The 17,371-nt window shown below is 40.3% G+C and carries 17 protein-coding genes; 11 read left to right on the top strand and 6 right to left on the bottom strand.

The window, feature by feature from the left end:
* Positions 1-123 precede the first annotated feature (123 nt).
* The 5 genes from glyA to aroQ all read left to right on the top strand — a co-directional run bounded on the left by glyA (position 124) and on the right by aroQ (position 4,683).
* Entirely contained in the window at positions 124-1,407 is a 1,284-nt protein-coding gene (glyA, locus tag ACE1B6_RS27885) for a serine hydroxymethyltransferase (RefSeq protein WP_413260560.1), read from the top strand.
* A 114-nt stretch (positions 1,408-1,521) separates the two neighbouring features.
* Positions 1,522-2,595, top strand: a complete 1,074-nt coding sequence (locus ACE1B6_RS27880) for a glycosyltransferase family 4 protein (RefSeq protein ID WP_413260559.1) — start codon at positions 1,522-1,524, stop codon at positions 2,593-2,595.
* 10 nt (positions 2,596-2,605) lie between these two features.
* Entirely contained in the window at positions 2,606-3,871 is a 1,266-nt protein-coding gene (locus ACE1B6_RS27875) for a competence/damage-inducible protein A (RefSeq protein WP_413260558.1), read from the top strand.
* A gap of 206 nt (positions 3,872-4,077) precedes the next feature.
* On the top strand, positions 4,078-4,215 hold the full coding sequence (locus tag ACE1B6_RS27870) for a hypothetical protein (protein WP_193983478.1): 138 nt from the start codon (positions 4,078-4,080) through the stop codon (positions 4,213-4,215).
* 21 nt (positions 4,216-4,236) lie between these two features.
* Positions 4,237-4,683 carry a type II 3-dehydroquinate dehydratase gene (gene aroQ / locus ACE1B6_RS27865; RefSeq protein WP_413260557.1) on the top strand — a complete coding sequence of 149 codons (447 nt, stop codon included), beginning with the start codon at positions 4,237-4,239 and terminating at the stop codon, positions 4,681-4,683.
* A gap of 75 nt (positions 4,684-4,758) precedes the next feature.
* Here aroQ and ACE1B6_RS27860 read toward each other — a convergent pair whose 3' ends face one another.
* Positions 4,759-5,946 carry an ATP-binding protein gene (locus tag ACE1B6_RS27860; RefSeq protein WP_413260556.1) on the bottom strand — a complete coding sequence of 396 codons (1,188 nt, stop codon included), beginning with the start codon at positions 5,944-5,946 and terminating at the stop codon, positions 4,759-4,761.
* 153 nt (positions 5,947-6,099) lie between these two features.
* On the opposite strand from ACE1B6_RS27860, the gene ACE1B6_RS27855 reads away from it, so the two are divergent.
* On the top strand, positions 6,100-7,110 hold the full coding sequence (locus ACE1B6_RS27855) for an ADP-ribosylglycohydrolase family protein (protein ID WP_413260555.1): 1,011 nt from the start codon (positions 6,100-6,102) through the stop codon (positions 7,108-7,110).
* 195 nt (positions 7,111-7,305) lie between these two features.
* On the top strand, positions 7,306-7,794 hold the full coding sequence (locus ACE1B6_RS27850) for an acyl-CoA thioesterase (protein WP_413260554.1): 489 nt from the start codon (positions 7,306-7,308) through the stop codon (positions 7,792-7,794).
* Positions 7,795-7,869: 75 nt separating this feature from the next.
* On the opposite strand, the gene ACE1B6_RS27845 is transcribed toward ACE1B6_RS27850, so the two are convergent.
* A complete protein-coding gene (locus ACE1B6_RS27845; protein ID WP_413260553.1) occupies positions 7,870-8,085 on the bottom strand; it encodes a hypothetical protein in 216 nt (71 codons plus the stop codon).
* Positions 8,086-8,305: 220 nt separating this feature from the next.
* Positions 8,306-8,728: a ribbon-helix-helix domain-containing protein gene (locus ACE1B6_RS27840; RefSeq protein ID WP_413260552.1), complete on the bottom strand. Its 423-nt coding sequence runs from the start codon at positions 8,726-8,728 to the stop codon at positions 8,306-8,308.
* Positions 8,729-8,933: 205 nt separating this feature from the next.
* Here ACE1B6_RS27840 and ACE1B6_RS27835 point away from each other — a divergent pair, with 205 nt between their 5' ends.
* Together ACE1B6_RS27835 and ACE1B6_RS27830 are read left to right on the top strand one after the other, a co-directional pair.
* Positions 8,934-9,278, top strand: coding sequence for a hypothetical protein (locus ACE1B6_RS27835; protein WP_413260551.1), 345 nt, complete (start codon positions 8,934-8,936; stop codon positions 9,276-9,278).
* Positions 9,275-9,475: a hypothetical protein gene (locus ACE1B6_RS27830; protein ID WP_413260550.1), complete on the top strand. Its 201-nt coding sequence runs from the start codon at positions 9,275-9,277 to the stop codon at positions 9,473-9,475. The genes ACE1B6_RS27835 and ACE1B6_RS27830 overlap by 4 nt, the downstream gene beginning before the upstream one ends.
* An 82-nt stretch (positions 9,476-9,557) precedes the next feature.
* Here ACE1B6_RS27830 and dxr read toward each other — a convergent pair whose 3' ends face one another.
* Positions 9,558-10,748 (bottom strand): 1-deoxy-D-xylulose-5-phosphate reductoisomerase, encoded by a 1,191-nt coding sequence (gene dxr, locus ACE1B6_RS27825; protein ID WP_413260549.1) that lies wholly within the window; start codon positions 10,746-10,748, stop codon positions 9,558-9,560.
* A gap of 332 nt (positions 10,749-11,080) precedes the next feature.
* Here dxr and ACE1B6_RS27820 point away from each other — a divergent pair, with 332 nt between their 5' ends.
* A complete protein-coding gene (locus tag ACE1B6_RS27820; protein WP_413260548.1) occupies positions 11,081-11,314 on the top strand; it encodes a Nif11-like leader peptide family natural product precursor in 234 nt (77 codons plus the stop codon).
* A gap of 96 nt (positions 11,315-11,410) precedes the next feature.
* Positions 11,411-11,776, top strand: coding sequence for an HMA2 domain-containing protein (locus ACE1B6_RS27815; RefSeq protein ID WP_413260547.1), 366 nt, complete (start codon positions 11,411-11,413; stop codon positions 11,774-11,776).
* 26 nt (positions 11,777-11,802) lie between these two features.
* Here the strand turns inward: ACE1B6_RS27815 and ACE1B6_RS27810 are convergent, their stop codons facing one another.
* Together ACE1B6_RS27810 and ACE1B6_RS27805 are read right to left on the bottom strand one after the other, a co-directional pair.
* Positions 11,803-13,200, bottom strand: coding sequence for a 1-acyl-sn-glycerol-3-phosphate acyltransferase (locus ACE1B6_RS27810; protein ID WP_413260546.1), 1,398 nt, complete (start codon positions 13,198-13,200; stop codon positions 11,803-11,805).
* An 18-nt stretch (positions 13,201-13,218) separates the two neighbouring features.
* A complete protein-coding gene (locus ACE1B6_RS27805) occupies positions 13,219-17,073 on the bottom strand; it encodes a hypothetical protein (RefSeq protein ID WP_413260545.1) in 3,855 nt (1,284 codons plus the stop codon).
* Positions 17,074-17,371 lie beyond the last annotated feature (298 nt).

Here is a 17,371-nt window from a genome sequence, read left to right as displayed (position 1 = left end):
GCCAGAAAGTGTAGAAACATACAGAGCTTAACAACTTGCAGCATAAATTTAACTATTAACCAAACGGCGTTATGATCGAATACGCCTTGCATTCAATATGGAAATTTTCTGGGAATTTGCTTCGTGACACAAACTAACTTAGAATTTTTAGCCCAAACCGATCCTTTGGTTGCAGAATTAATTCAAAAAGAACTCCAGCGCCAACGCGATCACTTAGAATTAATTGCCAGTGAAAACTTTACCTCGGCTGCTGTTTTAGCGGCGCAAGGTTCAGTTTTAACCAATAAATACGCTGAAGGTCTACCTGGGAAACGTTACTACGGTGGGTGTGAATATATTGACCAAATTGAGCAGATCGCGATCGATCGAGCCAAACAAATGTTTGGTGCGGCTCATGCTAACGTTCAACCTCATTCTGGCGCTCAAGCTAATTTTGCGGTATTCCTGTCTTTACTGCAACCAGGTGACACAATTATGGGGATGGACTTGTCTCACGGGGGACACCTGACTCATGGTTCGCCAGTCAACGTTTCTGGAAAATGGTTTAAAGTTTTTCACTATGGCGTAAGTCAGGAAACTGAGCAGTTAGACTATGACCAAATTTTAGACTTAGCCAAACAACATCGTCCAAAATTAATCATTTGCGGTTATTCAGCTTATCCGAGAATTATTGAATTTGACAAATTCCGGGAAATTGCGGATGCGGTAGGAGCTTATTTACTCGCAGATATTGCTCACATTGCCGGATTGGTCGTGACCGGACATCATCCTAACCCGATCGCTTATTGTGATGTGGTAACAACCACGACTCACAAAACCTTACGGGGGCCAAGAGGTGGTTTAATTATGACTCGTGACCCAGAACTAGGTAAACAGTTGGATAAAGCGGTTTTTCCGGGGACGCAAGGTGGGCCATTGGAGCACGTAATTTCGGCGAAGGCAGTGGCTTTCGGAGAAGCTTTGAAACCGGAATTTAAGACTTATTCGGGTCAAGTGATTGAAAATGCCAAGGCGATGGCTAATCAATTAATAAATCGGGGCTTTAAGATTGTTTCTGGTGGGACAGATAACCACTTGATGTTAGTAGATTTACGCTGCATTAACATGACTGGCAAAGTTGCCGATCAATTAGTTAGTGGGGTAAATATTACGGCTAACAAAAATACAGTCCCATTTGATACCCAATCGCCTTTTGTTACCAGCGGTTTAAGGTTAGGTTCACCTGCGATGACCACAAGAGGAATGGGAACCGCTGAATTTACAGAAATTGCCGATATAATTGCCGATCGATTGCTAAATCCAGAAGATGAAGCAATCGCTCAGGATTGTCGCTTGCGGGTAGCATCGTTATGCGATCGCTTCCCCTTGTACCCTCATCTCTCGATTCCAGTACCAGCAATGGTTTAACAGCAGATAAGTTATTCTGATTCTGCTTGAGGTAGACAAACCCTGGAACCGTGAAGCTCTGAAATGTAGTAGACTCTGCCTGACGCTTATTTGTCGAACTCCTACTGATTTCAGATGCCTTACTTGTATCATCTGATTGCCTTTCTAGTCTCCGCTTTTGTCGTCCTCTGGAGTACGCCAATTGTCAGAAAATTTGGCCTGCAAAGCGGATTATTTGACATACCAGATAAACGTAAAGTTCACCAACGTCCAATGGTGCGCTTAGGCGGCGTTTCCATTTTTCTGGGTACCTTAGCGGCGCTTCTAGTCGTTTGGTGGTTTGGAGGTTTTGTAGACGCTAAAGGCGCAATTCTACCTCCTAGCGAAGAATATGAAATCTGGGGAGTCACTATCGGGGGTCTAGCTTTCTTCCTGATCGGTTTGGCAGATGACTTATTTGGTTTATCTGCTTTTACTCGACTACTTGTGGAAGTAATTGTGGCTAGTTTAGCTTGGAAAGCTGGTGTTCAAATCGCTTTCCTTTCTATGCCCTTGATCGGGTTAGTGAATTTGCCGCCTTGGATTAGCTTAATCATCACTGTAATTTGGTTGGTGGGCATGGTAAATGCAACCAATTGGATTGATGGGTTAGATGGATTGGCGGCTGGGGTTTCGGCAATTGCAGCGGTAGTAATGCTGATTGTGTGTCTATTTATGGGACAACCAGCCGCAGCGTTAATTGCCGCTGCCCTCGCAGGTGGATTAATCGGCTTTTTACGTTATAACTTTAACCCCGCCCAAATTTTTATGGGTGATGGGGGGGCTTATTTTGTCGGCTTTACTTTGGCTGGTGTTGGGGTAATTGGCTTAGTGAAAACTACGGCTGTGACTTCTGTGGTGTTACCTTATTTGATTTTGGCGGTGCCAATTTTGGATATGTCAGCGGTAATTCTCGATCGCTTACGTCGCGGTAAGTCGCCTTTTAAACCGGATAAACGCCATTTACACCATCGGTTACTCGAAGTTGGTTTGTCTCACCGAATGACGGTGATATTTATCTATTCTCTGACTATTTGGGCGGGTAGTCTGGCGCTGGCTTTTGCTGGCATACCTTTTGGCAAAATTTATTTGCTGGGCGCGACTTTGCTGCTAATCTATCCAGCTGGGAAAGTCTGGCAACAGGTCGTCAGAATGAAGAAGGAAGGATGAAACAAAAAGCATGGCTGCGGAAATTATTTGTGTGGGAACTGAGTTATTGCTGGGAGATATTTTAAATACGAATGCCCAGTTTTTGGCGCAGCAGTTGGCTGATTTGGGAATTCCTCATTATTACCAAACGGTGGTGGGTGATAATCCCGAACGGTTAAAACAAGTAATAGCTGTTGCTAGTGAGCGATCGCAAATCCTCATCTTCACTGGCGGCTTGGGCCCAACTCCTGATGATTTGACGACGGAAACGATCGCCCAATTTTTCGGCAGTTCTCTAGAAGAAAAACCAGAAATAATTGCCGATATTACCGAAAAATACGCCCGTCGGGGTCGCGAAATGACTCCCAGCAACCGCAAGCAAGCTTTGATTCCCCAAGGTGCGGATATTCTACCGAACCGTTTGGGTACTGCACCCGGTATGATTTGGCAACCTCGCCCAAATCTGACTATTTTCACTTTTCCCGGAGTGCCTTTGGAAATGCGGCAAATGTGGCAGGATACTGCGGTTCCTTTTCTCAAAAGCCAAGGTTGGGGAAAGGAAATTATTTACAGTCGCCATCTCAAATTTTGGGGAATTGCTGAATCTGCTTTGGCGGAAAAGGTTTACCATTTACTTAACCTGTCTAACCCAACGGTGGCTCCTTATGCCAGCAAGGGAGAAGTAAAGTTGCGCGTTTCGGCAAAAGCGCCATCTGCCCAAGAAGCCGATCGCTTAATTCAACCCGTAGAAGCGGAAATTCGCCAAATCGCTGGGTTAAATTATTTTGGTGCTGACGAGGATTCTTTGGCTTCTGTAGTTGGTCAGTTGTTACAGGAAAAGGGGGAAACTCTTTCTGTGGCTGAATCCTGCACTGGGGGCGGTTTGGGAAGTATGCTGACTTCTGTGGCTGGTAGTTCGGCTTATTTTCTGGGCGGGGTGATTTCCTACGATAATCAAGTGAAAATCTCGCTGTTGGGTGTTAGTCCAGAGGTTTTGACTCAGTTGGGGGCGGTGAGCGATCTGGTAGCTCAACAAATGGCTCAAGGTGTGCGATCGCGTCTGAATACCACTTGGGGACTGAGTATCACAGGTATCGCTGGCCCAGGTGGGGGAACGGAAACTAAGCCCGTTGGTTTAGTTTATATCGGGTTGGCTGGGCCAAATAATTTAGTGCAGAGCTTTGAATATCGCTTTAATTCCCTGCAAGACCGGGCTTTGATTCGTCATGTTAGTGCTTGTACGGCTCTCGATCGCCTGCGACGACAACTTTTGTCGCCAAAATTGAGAAATTATTAATAAAGCTTAATCTATTTGAATTTTTGGTTATCATGAAGGAAACAGCTTAAAACAGATTTTACCTATTTTTTACTAGGTAAAGAGTATTTAGTATAGCTGTATACTGAAAACTGTCTGGGTTTGAGCAAGATAAAAACAAAGTTAACACCGGGTCTTCCCTGGCATAGAGCCAAAGACTAAATAGTATTGAAGGAGTCATCGGTTCAATGGACTTTATAGAACAACTACTGGAAACATTGAAAGAATGGGCACGCAAAATTATGGATTTGGTTCTAGGCCCAGAAGCAGAACCAGAACCGGAACCGATTCCCATACCAGTAGAAGAACCATATCGTCGTCGTTAATCCTGATAAAAATCTAGACATTTGCAAAAGCTTAGTATATTGGTACTGCACGGGCCCAATCTGAATCTCTTGGGAAAACGCGAACCGGGAGTTTATGGGACTGTAAGTTTGGATGAAATTAACCAGCTGTTAGAACGGGAAGCGGAAGCATTACAAGTGAAAGTTTCGCCTTTGCAGTCTAATCATGAAGGGGCGTTGGTTGATGCGATTCATGCTGCAATGGGATTGCATCAAGGGTTGTTAATTAATGCTGGTGCTTACACTCACACTAGTGTGGCGATTCGAGATGCGATCGCTGCTGTAGCCATTCCCACGGTGGAAGTTCACTTAAGTAACATTTACAAACGGGAAGAATTTCGCCATCATTCTTATATTGCGCCAGTTTCAGTTGGACAAATTAGCGGTTTTGGTGCCCAAAGTTATTGGCTGGGATTAATTGCGTTAGTCAACCATTTAAAAGGATCGTAATTAACTTAAGTTAAATAGGTAGGTTGTTGCGATTTATCGCTCTTATTGAGAGTGCTGAAGCACAACAAGATACTTCTATATTTTCCAGGGAAAGGTGATTGTAAAGGTTGAGCCAACACCTAATTGAGAGACAACCTTGATTTCTCCTTGCAAAAGTTTGATTAGTCGAGCAACAATTGCTAATCCTAAACCTGTACTTTCTTCATCTCGACGATGAGTATTAGAACTGGCTCGGATAAAAGGTTCAAAGATTCGAGTTAGATCTTCTTCAGCCATACCAATTCCTGTATCAGCGATCGCGATCGACCAATAGTTATTAGAATGGGTGAAACATTCTAATTTAATGAAACCTTCATTGGTGTAGCGCACGGCATTACTGAGAAGATTAGTTAAGATTTGCTGGAGACGAAAGATATCTGTTACTACTTGGGTGGGAGCGCGATCGTAATCTATTTTTAATTGTAAATTCTTCGCTTGAACAAGTGGTTCAATGGTAGCAACTACATCTTTAATTACTTGTTTAACATCAACACAAGCGAGATTTAATTGAATTTTACCAGCCTCAGAGCTAGACAATTCTAAAGCATCATTAATTAAGCGTAATAATAATCTACCAGCTTGCAGCACTCGCTCAATGTTCCGCAGATTTGGCACTGTTGCTTGTACATCTACGGGTTTTTGTTGTTGGCGAAGAAACAAGTCTGAATAACCAATAATTGAAGTTAAAGGTGTTTTTAATTCATGAGCCATGTAAGCTAAACTATCTTTACTAGTACGTAGCAATCGAGTTAGTTCTTGATTCGTCATAATCAGCTGACTTCTTAACTGTTCTAGCTCTTTAACTCGCTGCTGCACATAACTTGTATAACACTGAGAAATTGCTTCATCAATAACAGCATCCAGGGTACGAACTGTTCTTAAAATTTCTTTGGGAGAACCTTGGAGAAGCTGAGGTTCTAAAACTGAAAAAATAACTCGGCGCAGGATTTTGTATTCCCAGGCAATTTCTGCGGGATTGTATCCTTCTTTAGCACGAGTTTTACCATGTTCTAAGCTAGCAGATGCAACAGTTTCATAACTCTCTTTTCCCTGATGAGCTAGCGCCTTTGCCATTCCTCTTAACAAGATTGGCATAGAATTTTTTAGTGCGGTTGCTGATAACTCAGCTGAACTTTCTATGCGGGAGTCTTGGCGAACGGCAGTTTCCCAATGTTCTAAAATTGCATCAATTTGGGTATTGAGTATTTTGCTAGCATCAAACATTTTCCAGATATTGATCTCCAATTTTGGTCTAGTTTCAGGATAAACTGGAAAAATCAAGTTAAACTTCTGGCAAAAGATAGGTATTGTCGGGAGATAAATGAGTTAAAATCGGCTCATTGTCTTCCTAAGAGTTGCTAATTAAATATAAGATTGATGCGATACTCCCTCTTAAGCAGATTCCGAGGTGCTTTTTTAGGCACTGTTTTTGGAGAAATTGTTGGTGCTTATGGCGATCGTTGGCAACTAGGCACAAAACAACAAAGTCAGCAACCTTTTAGTACAGGACGTTTAGTGGTACGTGGTACGGAAGGTTTGATTAGACATGGGAAGTTAGATTTAGTTGATTGGTGTGAAGCTTCAGAATCAACTAATGAGAATCAGTTAGAAGAATGCCAGGAAATAGTTGTACAGGAAACTAATCTGTCAAAATTTAATACTCCTGTTTATCCGGGTATTAAAAGAGTTAGTGGTGATATTAGAGCAATTATTTCTACAGTACCAGTGGCGCTATTTTTCCATGAGGATGAGGCGAAGTTAAGGCAGAATTTGCAACAAGTAGCTGATGTTTGGCAAGATGATTCGGTGTTGAAAGATGGTACTTTAGCGATCGGATATGCGATCGCTAAAGCCTTAAAAGAAAAACTAAATTCAGCTACCTTAATTAGCGAAACTATTAATTACTTAGATGTGGAAACTTCCCTAGTTCAGCAACTTAGAGAAGTGGAAGATTTATTAGCCGCAGGTGCGGGATTAGCAACTACTTTAAAAACTTTAATTCCTCGCGGTACAACGACACCACCTAATACTCCGGTGGCGTTAGCTTTTTACTGCTTTTTAAGTACGATTGAAGATTTACAGCTTTCAGTAATGCGTGCTTCCAGATGTCCGCAAGCACAGGTGACAAGTGCGATCGCAGGTGCGTTATCTGGCACATTCAATAGTATAGCAGGCGTGCCTGTAGCATGGCGCTTAGCATTAGGAAAACAACCGACAGATAATTTACCTTTAAAGCAACTTTGGGGAGTTAATTCAGAAGCTGAATTGTTAAGATTAGCGGCACGTCTTTTAGCAGCTTGGTCAGGGGTTTATAATGCAGATAAGTTCCTGATCGATCCTACCCAAGTTCCTGCTATTGCTGCGCCAAAAGTAATTAAACCACGTTGAAGAAGGCAGAGAACAGAGAGCAGAAGGCAGAAGGAAACGAAGGGAAAATGTAGGGGCGGGTTTAGTAAATAAGTCTGTAATCATATCAAAAGAATGAACAACAAAACCCGCCCCTACTTAAGGCAGAAGGGTGGGAATTTAATTTTCGATTTACAATTTGATTGGAAGAGTGTTTTTTTAAGGAAAAGAGTTACTGTGTCAGAAGAAAGAAATCCCCAACTTCCTCCTACTACTGCTATTCAAAACTTGCTTCAGTTAACACCAGGCTATTGGTTTGAATATCCGGTAAGAGTGCAACCACATCATACTGATTATGGTGGGGTTGTTTGGCATGGTTCTTATCTTGCTTGGTTGGAAGAAGCTAGGGTAGAATGTTTGCGATCGATCGGCGTTGATTTTGCTGATTTAGTTGCTTTAGGTTGCGATTTACCAGTTGTCGAACTTTCGATTCGTTATCACCGACCATTAAGATTAGGAATGACCGCAGTTGTCAAAGCAAAAATGGCAGAAGTCGATGGTGTAAGGTTGAATTGGGATAACCAAATTCAGTCTTTAGATGGCGAAGAATTATATGTTACAGCCAGGGTGACTTTGGTAGCAGTTGACAGAGAAAAAGGTAAAATTCTGCGTCAATTGCCTCCAGCTGTACAAACTGCTTTTGCCAAGTTGACTGGAAAGGTTTAAATAAGAGAAATTAACCGCAGATGAACGCAGATAAACGCAGATGTTATTGTTTTATTTACTGTTTTCTGCGGTTAATTATTGATTTGGTTGCTGCCAAATTAGTTGAGGAAGTTCAATGATTTTTTGCCAAAGTTGAGTGGGGCCGATGCCAAATATTAGTTGTAAGATTAAAACAATTATGGCGATAGTAAGGGCAGTTTGAAGGGTGGCTTTGACAACTTTAATTAACCAGGTAAATACTAAGAATGTGACAATTAAGGCGGCGATTAATAGAATTACAGTTGTGGACATTTTGATTTTTCAAATACTTAGTATAAAGGTATGAAGGCGAAATTTGAAATGTTCAGAATTAGACTATATTTAATTTTAGCATATCAGTATTTTGGCTTAGTTTTTCTGCAATTTCAATTGCTTTTTTCTGTAGCTTTAAGAAGTTAAAAACTCCCGAAGAAGAATGACTGGACGATTCTTGATTGTTCCGTCAGCTTGAGGAATTGGGGTGAGAACGACATCAGCTTCCTGCATAGTCGGGATTTGCGATTTTAATTGCATCGAGTGGGTAATCGTCTTCCTGACTGTAGGCATTGTTTAGTTGATGCCTTGACAAGCATAACCAGGCTTCTCGTTCTGCTATTTGTTCCGGTAGGATTGTAACATCTGTGGCTTTTTTCACCTTATCTCTAAGTTGCGCTAGTACATCTTCTGCATTTAGTACTTCACCGCGTTGCGCCTGTTCTCTGGCGATGTCAATTTTTTTCCGAGTTTCTTCAACCCAAGCTAAATAGTTTGGATTGTTGTTGGTATCTGATTGAGTAAGATCGTCAATTAATAACAGTAAGGCTGTGTTAATTGCTTCTTCCAAGGATGAATATTGCCCTTGTTTTACCAAAGTTTCAAGAATTTGGGTTTGTTCTGGACTTAATGTAATTTGCATTGTTACCTTTGATTGTTGCTGCAAAAGTTTTGTGCAATTAGCGATCGCTTTTCCCCATTTTACTCTGGATAAAAGCGACCGCTAATATTATCCCATCAACTCAGTAGCTTCTTATAAGAGTTGAGTAATTTCAGGTTTAAAAGAAGCGATTATGTGATTTAGTGGTAAAGATCAATGATTAGGGACTTATTAGGAATGTGCAGGTATGGCAAAATTTCCGAACGAACTTGAGGAAACTATCTGGCAGTTAAAACGTCAGTTGTTAGATATCATTGATACAGCAACAGCAGCAGAATTGAGCCTCTTTGAACTACTGGGAGAAACGAGTGACACAATACAATTTTTGGATGAACTGAAAAGTGTAGCTGAACGTGCAACACCTTGGTTTTCTCGGTTGTCTAATTTTCAGTTACGCATTGCTGAGGCTCAACCAGCGATAACGGCTGATATGCTAAACTTAGTAAACCAATCAATTGAACGTATCCAAATGGAAATTCCAGCGATGACGCGGAGCATTCAAGAAGTAAAAACTGAGTGGAATTTGCCATGACTAACCAACCTCACATTCCTGATACTGAAACAGCTAAGAGATTATTAGCTAATTTGCGCCGCAGTCGGTTAGCGATGGAAGCAGCTACCCTGGAATTAGAAAACATTACGATGCAGTTAGAAAATGATAATAGACAAAGGCGTTTAGTACGACTAAAACAAGCGATTAAGGATGCTGATACTGAGTCGATTGTTTGACATTAATTTAGATATAGTTCCTGATGCAAAGCTAGGTAGTTGTAGAGACGTTGTATACAACGTCTCTACAACTCGAAGCTATTTATACAACAATCGGCTGATTTTGACTAACTAACTTACTCGCTGTCAAAACTTCTTGTCTTGCCCATTTATCTGCTGCTAAAATGTCATCTAAAGAGGGGTTTTGTTGATGATCTGTGCGATGGCGATCGCAAACCCACTCAATACACTTGGGAATATCTAAAAAGCCAATCTTTTCATCCAAAAATAAAGCTACAGCTTGTTCATTTGCCGCATTTAAAACCGCAGGCATCGAACCACCTTCACGACCAACCGCATAAGCTAACTGCATACAAGGATATTTTTTATGATCTGGTTCGCGGAAAGTTAAACTGCCAGCTTTTACCAAATCTAATCTTTCCCAATCTGTATAAATTCTCTCAGGCCAAGACATTGCATAAAGCAAAGGCAAACGCATATCAGGCCAACCTAATTGTGCTAAAACCGAAGTATCTTGTAGCTCAATTAATGAGTGAATAATACTTTGGGGATGGATGACAATTTCGATATCATCATAATCCAACCCAAACAAATAATGCGCTTCAATTACTTCTAAACCTTTGTTCATTAAGGTAGCAGAATCAATGGTAATTTTCCGACCCATTGACCAATTAGGATGTTTCAAAGCATCAGAAACTTTAGCTTCTGCTAATTTTTCAACAGGCCAATCTCGAAACGCACCACCGGAAGCTGTTAAAATAATTTTCTTTAAACCGCCTTTAGGAACTCCTTGCAAACATTGAAAAATTGCCGAATGTTCCGAGTCTGCTGGCAAAAGTTTTACCCCGTGTTTTTCCACCAAAGGATTAACAACTGGGCCCCCAGCAATTAAGGTTTCTTTATTAGCTAAAGCGATATCTTTCCCTGCTTCAATAGCAGCAATTGTCGGTAACAAGCCAGCACAGCCAACAATTCCGGTAACTACCGCTTCCGAGTCACCGTAACGCGCAACTTCAATTACTCCCGCATCCCCAGCTAACAAAATCGGTTGGGGGTCGAGGTCAGCAATTGCCGCTTTCAATTCTGGAAGTTTGTCTTCATCGCAAATTGCCACTATTTCCGGTCGAAATTGACGAATTTGCTGCGCCAACATTTCCACATTCCGTCCCGCAGCTAACCCAACAATGCGAAATTTGTCAGGATGCTGGGAGACGATATCGAGTGTTTGAGTACCAATTGAGCCAGTGGAGCCAAGAAGTGTAATCGCTTTCACAATATTTTAAGAATAACCCGACTTCAATCACTATAAATGTTCTTGTGTCCAGATCCACTTTAGATCCTTTAGATCCCCGACTTCTTCAAGAAGTCGGGGATCTAAAGCATAAAGTTGCTCGTTGGCAAGTGACGCTTGATACTAAAATCTTTAACTTATGTCAAGATTTAGTGAAATTTTTAATTTTTTCACATATCCTGACAAATATCTCTCATTTAATTTTTGCCAACTTTAAGGTAGGAAATAGTACCTAGACTAACAATTGAGTTGCTAGTAAGTAGCGATCGCAAGAAGATTTTTTGCTCCAAAATTTAACAAAGGCGAGGTAATTTATGTCACAAGAATGTGCAGCACGCTTTTTTAAAGCTATTCAAGAAGATGATGCTTTAAAAGCAAAACTCAGAGCTACAGACGATCCAGAAACCTTTGTAAATATTGCGTCTGAACAAGGTTACAATTTCACAGTTGAACAACTACACGCGCAAATTGAACAAATGTCTCCCGAAGAAATAGCAGCAGTAATTAATCCGGGTGTTGGCCCTCGGCGGCATTTAGTACCAAGATAAGCGTAAAAGTTTTTAGAGTTCAGAATCTAGAATCCAGAGTTTTTGCTATTCTGAATTTTAGATTCTGAATTCTTTAGTAAGTGACAGGAGTTACTTATGCCAGTGTTAACAAAAGAGGTGCAGGAAAATCTAAATTATCGGGTGGTTCACTCAATACCGGGACGGATTCGCATTCGCATTTCTCGACTAGTTAATGATTCCGAATATGGGAATAATCTTCAGCATTTAATCCAAGCTTTGGATTTTGTTAGTTATGTTAGGATTAATCCGGCAGCTAGTTCTTTAGTAGTGGAATACAATTTTAATAATCAAGGTTTTACGGAAACAATTGAAGAGCAAATTTTTCAAGCGATCGCTTCCGCGGAAAAATTACCTACTCAAGCAGAAGAGATTACCCAGGAAAAATTAGCTGCCATAACTAATCCTGGTATTGCGCCTAGACATCATTTGCAGCGAAGATAAACAAGAGTTCTAAGAATTTTTAACGATCAGATCAATTTCTCTAAACTTGTTTGTAAATCTTGCGTGAGATCGTTTACTGCTTTACGACGACTAGCTTTATAACTATCCCAGCGAGAGGAAACTGAAAGGGGATTTCCAATCTCGATTTCCACTCTTTGTTTACCTAATTTAGGACGTTTAAAAGGATTACCTTGTTTGATGCGAGTTAGCATATCCCACAGTAGTAAAGTTGTTTCGGCAAACCTTTCTACAGAAGGTTTTTCGTAAACATATTTACCTGTTACAGCGACAAAACTTTCGACTAATCTCATGTGCCACATTCGCAGAGATGCTTCTTCAGCGATGCGATCGGCTAAACCTTTTTCTAAAGGTGATAGTTTTTCTAAATTCTTGATATCTTCACGATAAATCCAATCCCATCCGGCTTGTTCTAATTTGCGACAGCGATCGATCACATTACCCTTAGTAGGAACATTAAAACTCTCTTCTGCTACTTTTAAAGCTGTATCTAATAATGCTTGTAATCTGACGCATAAAAGTTCACTTGAGTTAGTCACTGAAGAGGGGGAAATTTGGGGCAAATTTTTATGATAGAACCTAGTGTAGAAATTCTCCATTAACTCTAGTATGTGAAATCCTAAACCATACAACCTTTTATACAAAAGTGCTTCTCTGTCACTGATAAATTTCAGTTCATCTGGTGGGATAAATTCAAAACCAGAATTTCCCGATAAACCGCTATCAGTTTCTAATTGAGTTAGCAACTTTTCTAAAGATTCCCAAGGCGGATCTATATAGTAATATTGAATGCCGATCGGCACAATTAAAACTTCTTCAGAACGCTTTGCTGCTAACAAGTCTTCTACACACCAAAAACCCATTTGGGCAATTCCTGGTTCAATGGGACTAACTATTTCATTATGTCCATTCGTTGCGCCTTCTGGAGATGCCATCATGGGAAATTGTCCATCAACAAATAGTTGACGAATTGAACGTAAACCTACTCGATCTAACTTACCTCGATGGATGGGAGTTCCACCTAATTGAGAATAAAGCCAACCAATATAAGAACCTGCCCAAAGGGGAATTCCGCGATCGTAAATAAAATGTGCGTGAGTTGGTTTTTCTAATAATACATTTTGCTGTTTCGCTGCTTTTGGTAGTAGTTTATTTAACGTATACATTAAAGAGTAAGGATCGTCAACGCTAGGGTGACGAAATGCAATTAAAAAGCGAATTTTATTTGATTGAAATTGCTTGTATAAATCAATTAAAGTTTCTAAGTTTTCGGCTTTAATTTCAGCTATGGGAGTGCGCGATCGCAACCATATCGGCAACACAAACTTGCAAGCTTGAAAAACTAGAGGATTGAAGTTTGGTGGAATAAATTCTAATTTTGGTTGTACCTGAATATTGTTAGTCATTGGTAGATTTAATGTAAATTATTCCCAGTTCTGTAACTCAGTAATCCAGTTTCTTAATAAAGTGGTTAGCTGTTCGCGACGAGTTTCAAAGTTAGCAGCTATCCAAATAAAAACAATCCCAACTACTAAACCAATTAACCATTTGAAAAACGAGTAACGGAAGTTAAGAATTACTAACTGATTAAAGGCATTGATTAAAAAAGTAATAGTTCCAATATATAGAAAAGCGCGAACTCTGAGAGCTAATCCCGCGAAAATTACTACTATGCTTAAGATACCAGAACCTATTCCCGTCCATTCTTCTGTCCAGAGGGAAACTAAACAAATTGTCCCAATTCCTAAACAGCGTAGGTAATGACGATTTTCTCTTTGTTCTGGTCGATTTAAATCAGGATCGACTTGGGCAATATAGAGCAAAGTTAAACCTACAGGAATAACATACCATAAAGCATTTGTGAGTTGTAAATCTAAGAACCAACGCCACAAAGTCCAGTTAATTAATGCGACGCTAATGTAGCTAAAACGGATTTGGCGATCGAGCCAAGCAATGATAGTATAAAATCCAGCAGCAATTAGTAAACTAACAGGATGGACAACGGTGCTAGTTTCCCAAATAATTACTAAAGGCCAAACAATTGCTGCTATTAACCAAGGTCTTTTAGGCCAACCCCAATTTGACCAAGGTAAGATATAGAAAAAGTATGCCACAAGACAAGCGATCGCCACCCGAAAAGGTTTCAAAGGATCGGAAAATAACACTTCTACAGGCGTACCTTGCCAATAAAATCTAATCGCCGCCGCTTCTATAAGTCCCAAATAAACCCAACTTTCTGCTAATTTTAAGTTAGGATTATTCCGTCCTTGTAAAATGGCATATTGAACTAAAAATAAACCTACACCTAAGCCGATAAATCTGCCGCTTTGAATTGGATTGATAATCGCAAACATTAATAAAAAGCTACTCCAAACCCAATGCAAATGGGCAATTCTTTTTAACTCTTGGGTTGTAATTGGTAAATAGCGTAACAACCAAGGAGATAACACCCGATAAGCGTACATAATACCAGTACCAAGCGCCGCCATTGCAATTAAACCATCGCCAAAACCTCCTGTTTCTGATTGTGAAAGCTGATAAAGTAGTAGTTCGTAAGCTGACGCAGAAACACCGAATAAACCTAAATAAAGTAGAGGTTTAAATTCTGCTTTCCTTCTCCCAACCCCAATAGCTATTAAAGAAATTGCCATTGAACTTAAACCTGTCCAACTAGCAAAATTACCCCAACGTAAAACACCTGCTAAAATTCCATAAATTAACGGAACAAGATGCAAACTAACAGGGAATCTTTCTGCACCAACTTTGCGTCGCCACCAATCACCTAGAAGTTGAGTTGTTAAACCTAATGCAATATTAGCTATGCTTAAATTGATTAAAGAGCGATCGGTAAAACCAATAATTTCGGCAGTTAAAAGTTCCAAACTCCAAGCTAAAGCAAAGATTGCCAAATTAGTAGGTTGTTGCCAATTTCGATAAGCAATAGCAATAAAGGTAAGAATTATGGCGATTAAAACCGGAACTGAAGGAGTAAGAAATCCTGAATAAACACTTGCTGAATGGAAGGTTAGGAGTAATAATTCTAAAATACTAAGATTACTTGCCCAACCATCACTTGCTTGGGCGTAAAGTCCAGATAATTTATTGTTTTTACGAAGGAGAAAACCGCGACATAACCATAATAAATTAATAACTACTCCCAAAGCAATCAACCAAGCTGGTATCGAATTTCTGGGAAATCCTAAAAATCTATCCCAAAGCAATTGTCCTGAGAAACTTAAGCCAAAACCAATAGTAATTACTGCTGATAATAGGTTTTGTAAATAGCGGGTATTTACAAACATCAGCATTGTCGCTAAAGCTAAACCAAATAACCTGGTTTCAGGGAAAGGAAACAGCAAAACTTGCGCCAAAATATTCGCAGCTAGACTTAACCCAGCAGCTAATTCTCGGCGCGAACTTTCGCCCCAAGTTGCTACACCAGTCAACGCCAAAGGTGTAATTAACCATAGTAAACTAGGAATAGAATTACTCTGATAAACATTTAAGGGAATTACATAAGTTAAAGCTGCTAAACTTAAGCCTAAATGCCACGAACTGCGTTGCCAAATTTGTTGGGTGTTGGGGACTGGGAGATTGCTGATACTAAATATCCATTCTGTTACCATTAAACCTTGCAAAATTGCCATCCAAATATTGACATTTAAATTAGGTAGTAAATAGTCAACAAATGAGGTGATTGTTAGTAAAGCGAAAATGTGAGTTAGGTAAATTAAAAAAGTGCGGGGGCGTTTTTGGGTGACAACTGCTAGGGTGATGGTAGAGGAGATTAGGTTTAGCGATCGCAACAAAGGATTCAGTAAACTAATAATAGTCAAAGTCAAACCTAAAATTAAAGCTATTCCTTCCCCAAACTTAACCAACTCAGGTTTCTGACGTTTTTCTAACCAATTAGTCACTCCCACAATAAAAACTACGTAAGGGAATAACACCACACCCAACAAAGTGTAAGAGTAACTTTCCGCACCAGTTAATTGAAGTGCCGTATTAACTAAAACTTGTTGAATGCGATCGGGAACTAAACGCCAAACTAACCAAATTGACTGAAAACCAACTAATAGAAAAGCTGCTAAATCAAACTTGCGCCAAAATCGTTTTAAACGCCGATCGAAAAACCATAAACCAATGCCACTAACGGCTAAAGCTTGTCCGGGAAAATCAATTACCGAAACCGCCCAACCTACAAACAATAAAACTCCCCCAACTACTTCCCAATTTACCTGAGAAAAAGGTGGGGCAGAAGTCAAAGGATTTGGTCTTTGTTGCGATAGCCAAGCCAAAAGCCAGCCACAAATGCCTATTGCTAAACCTAATTGAGTAATTTCTACCGGAGGTCTAGTTAAGAAAATTGCCCGAATTAACAGAACTGCTATGCCATAAATTACCGCTGTCGTTACTCTTTGAGAATTAGCAATTGCTAACTGATTAGTCTCAGCTGATTCTTCTCGACTTACCCAATCACGATAAGTATAAACCGTTGCCAAACTAGTAAATGCTACTCCCAAATAAACCGCAATCAAGGGAAAGCCGGAAAATCCCCAACCCCAGTGCAAATAACTTAATCCTAAATAATTAATCAATCCCAAATAATTAGGAGAGTAACGCTGAGTTTTTAAAATTAAAATAGTAATTCCTGTAAGCGTAACCGAAGCAATTGCTACTGTTAGCCATTCCCAGATATTTCCCCACAAGCGAAAACCATCCATCGCCCAAAAATTCACAGGTACTAAACACAAAGTTACCGCTTGCAAAGTCTGGGCTGTTAATTGCAAATTACTTTGTTTACCCGCCCAAAAACTGACTAACCAAAAAATCAAAGTATAACTCAGTAAAATTCCGTACTGTCCAAAAGAGGGAAACTTTTCCCATTGGGTAGCCGCCAACAAGCCAGAGGAAACTACCACCATGAAAACACCTAAGAACAGCAGCCACCTAACGCTAAGTTCAGCCATGAGTGACTGTAAAATGCGGTTAACTCTGTTTGCTGGTTCCTGAGTAGTCGCTTTTGTGCTGCGAGTTGCTGTTTCCGCTGCCACAGGGATCGCAAAATCTGATTGATTGCGGCTTTTTGCGGCAGGAACGGTTGCTGTCTCTGTTACTTCTGGTAAAGGACAAGTCAGGTATTGCCGAGATATTTGTTTAACTTGGACATCAGTCAGCAAACCCAAGCTTAACCAAGCCTCCAAACCTGCCAAGAGTTCTGGATGAGAGGAATTGGCGGTAATTTCTATTTTTAGGAAGCGAGAATTTGAGGATGACATGAGATGGCTAGCACAGAGAAAAACCCAATCATGACCTTATATCAAATGATAAGCTGTTACGCATTTAAATCACTTATTAACGAGTAGGGTGCGTCAGACGGTAAAGCCTATGTAGAAAGGAAAATATCTAAATCTGACGCACCCTACAATATGACTTTTAAATGCGTAACAGCTTATTCGCTGCATTTTGGCTGAGCGCGAGATCTGATATGCCAGTTAAATAGCTGTCTGAAGTCTAGTTTCAGGATCAATGGCAGCAATACGTATAAACTTGGCATAATGGTAACGCTTTGTTCAA

The sequence above is a fragment of the Floridaenema fluviatile BLCC-F154 genome (assembly GCF_041929135.1).
Classification (GTDB): domain Bacteria; phylum Cyanobacteriota; class Cyanobacteriia; order Cyanobacteriales; family Aerosakkonemataceae; genus Floridanema; species Floridanema fluviatile.
This window is presented reverse-complemented; position numbering and strand designations above follow the sequence as displayed.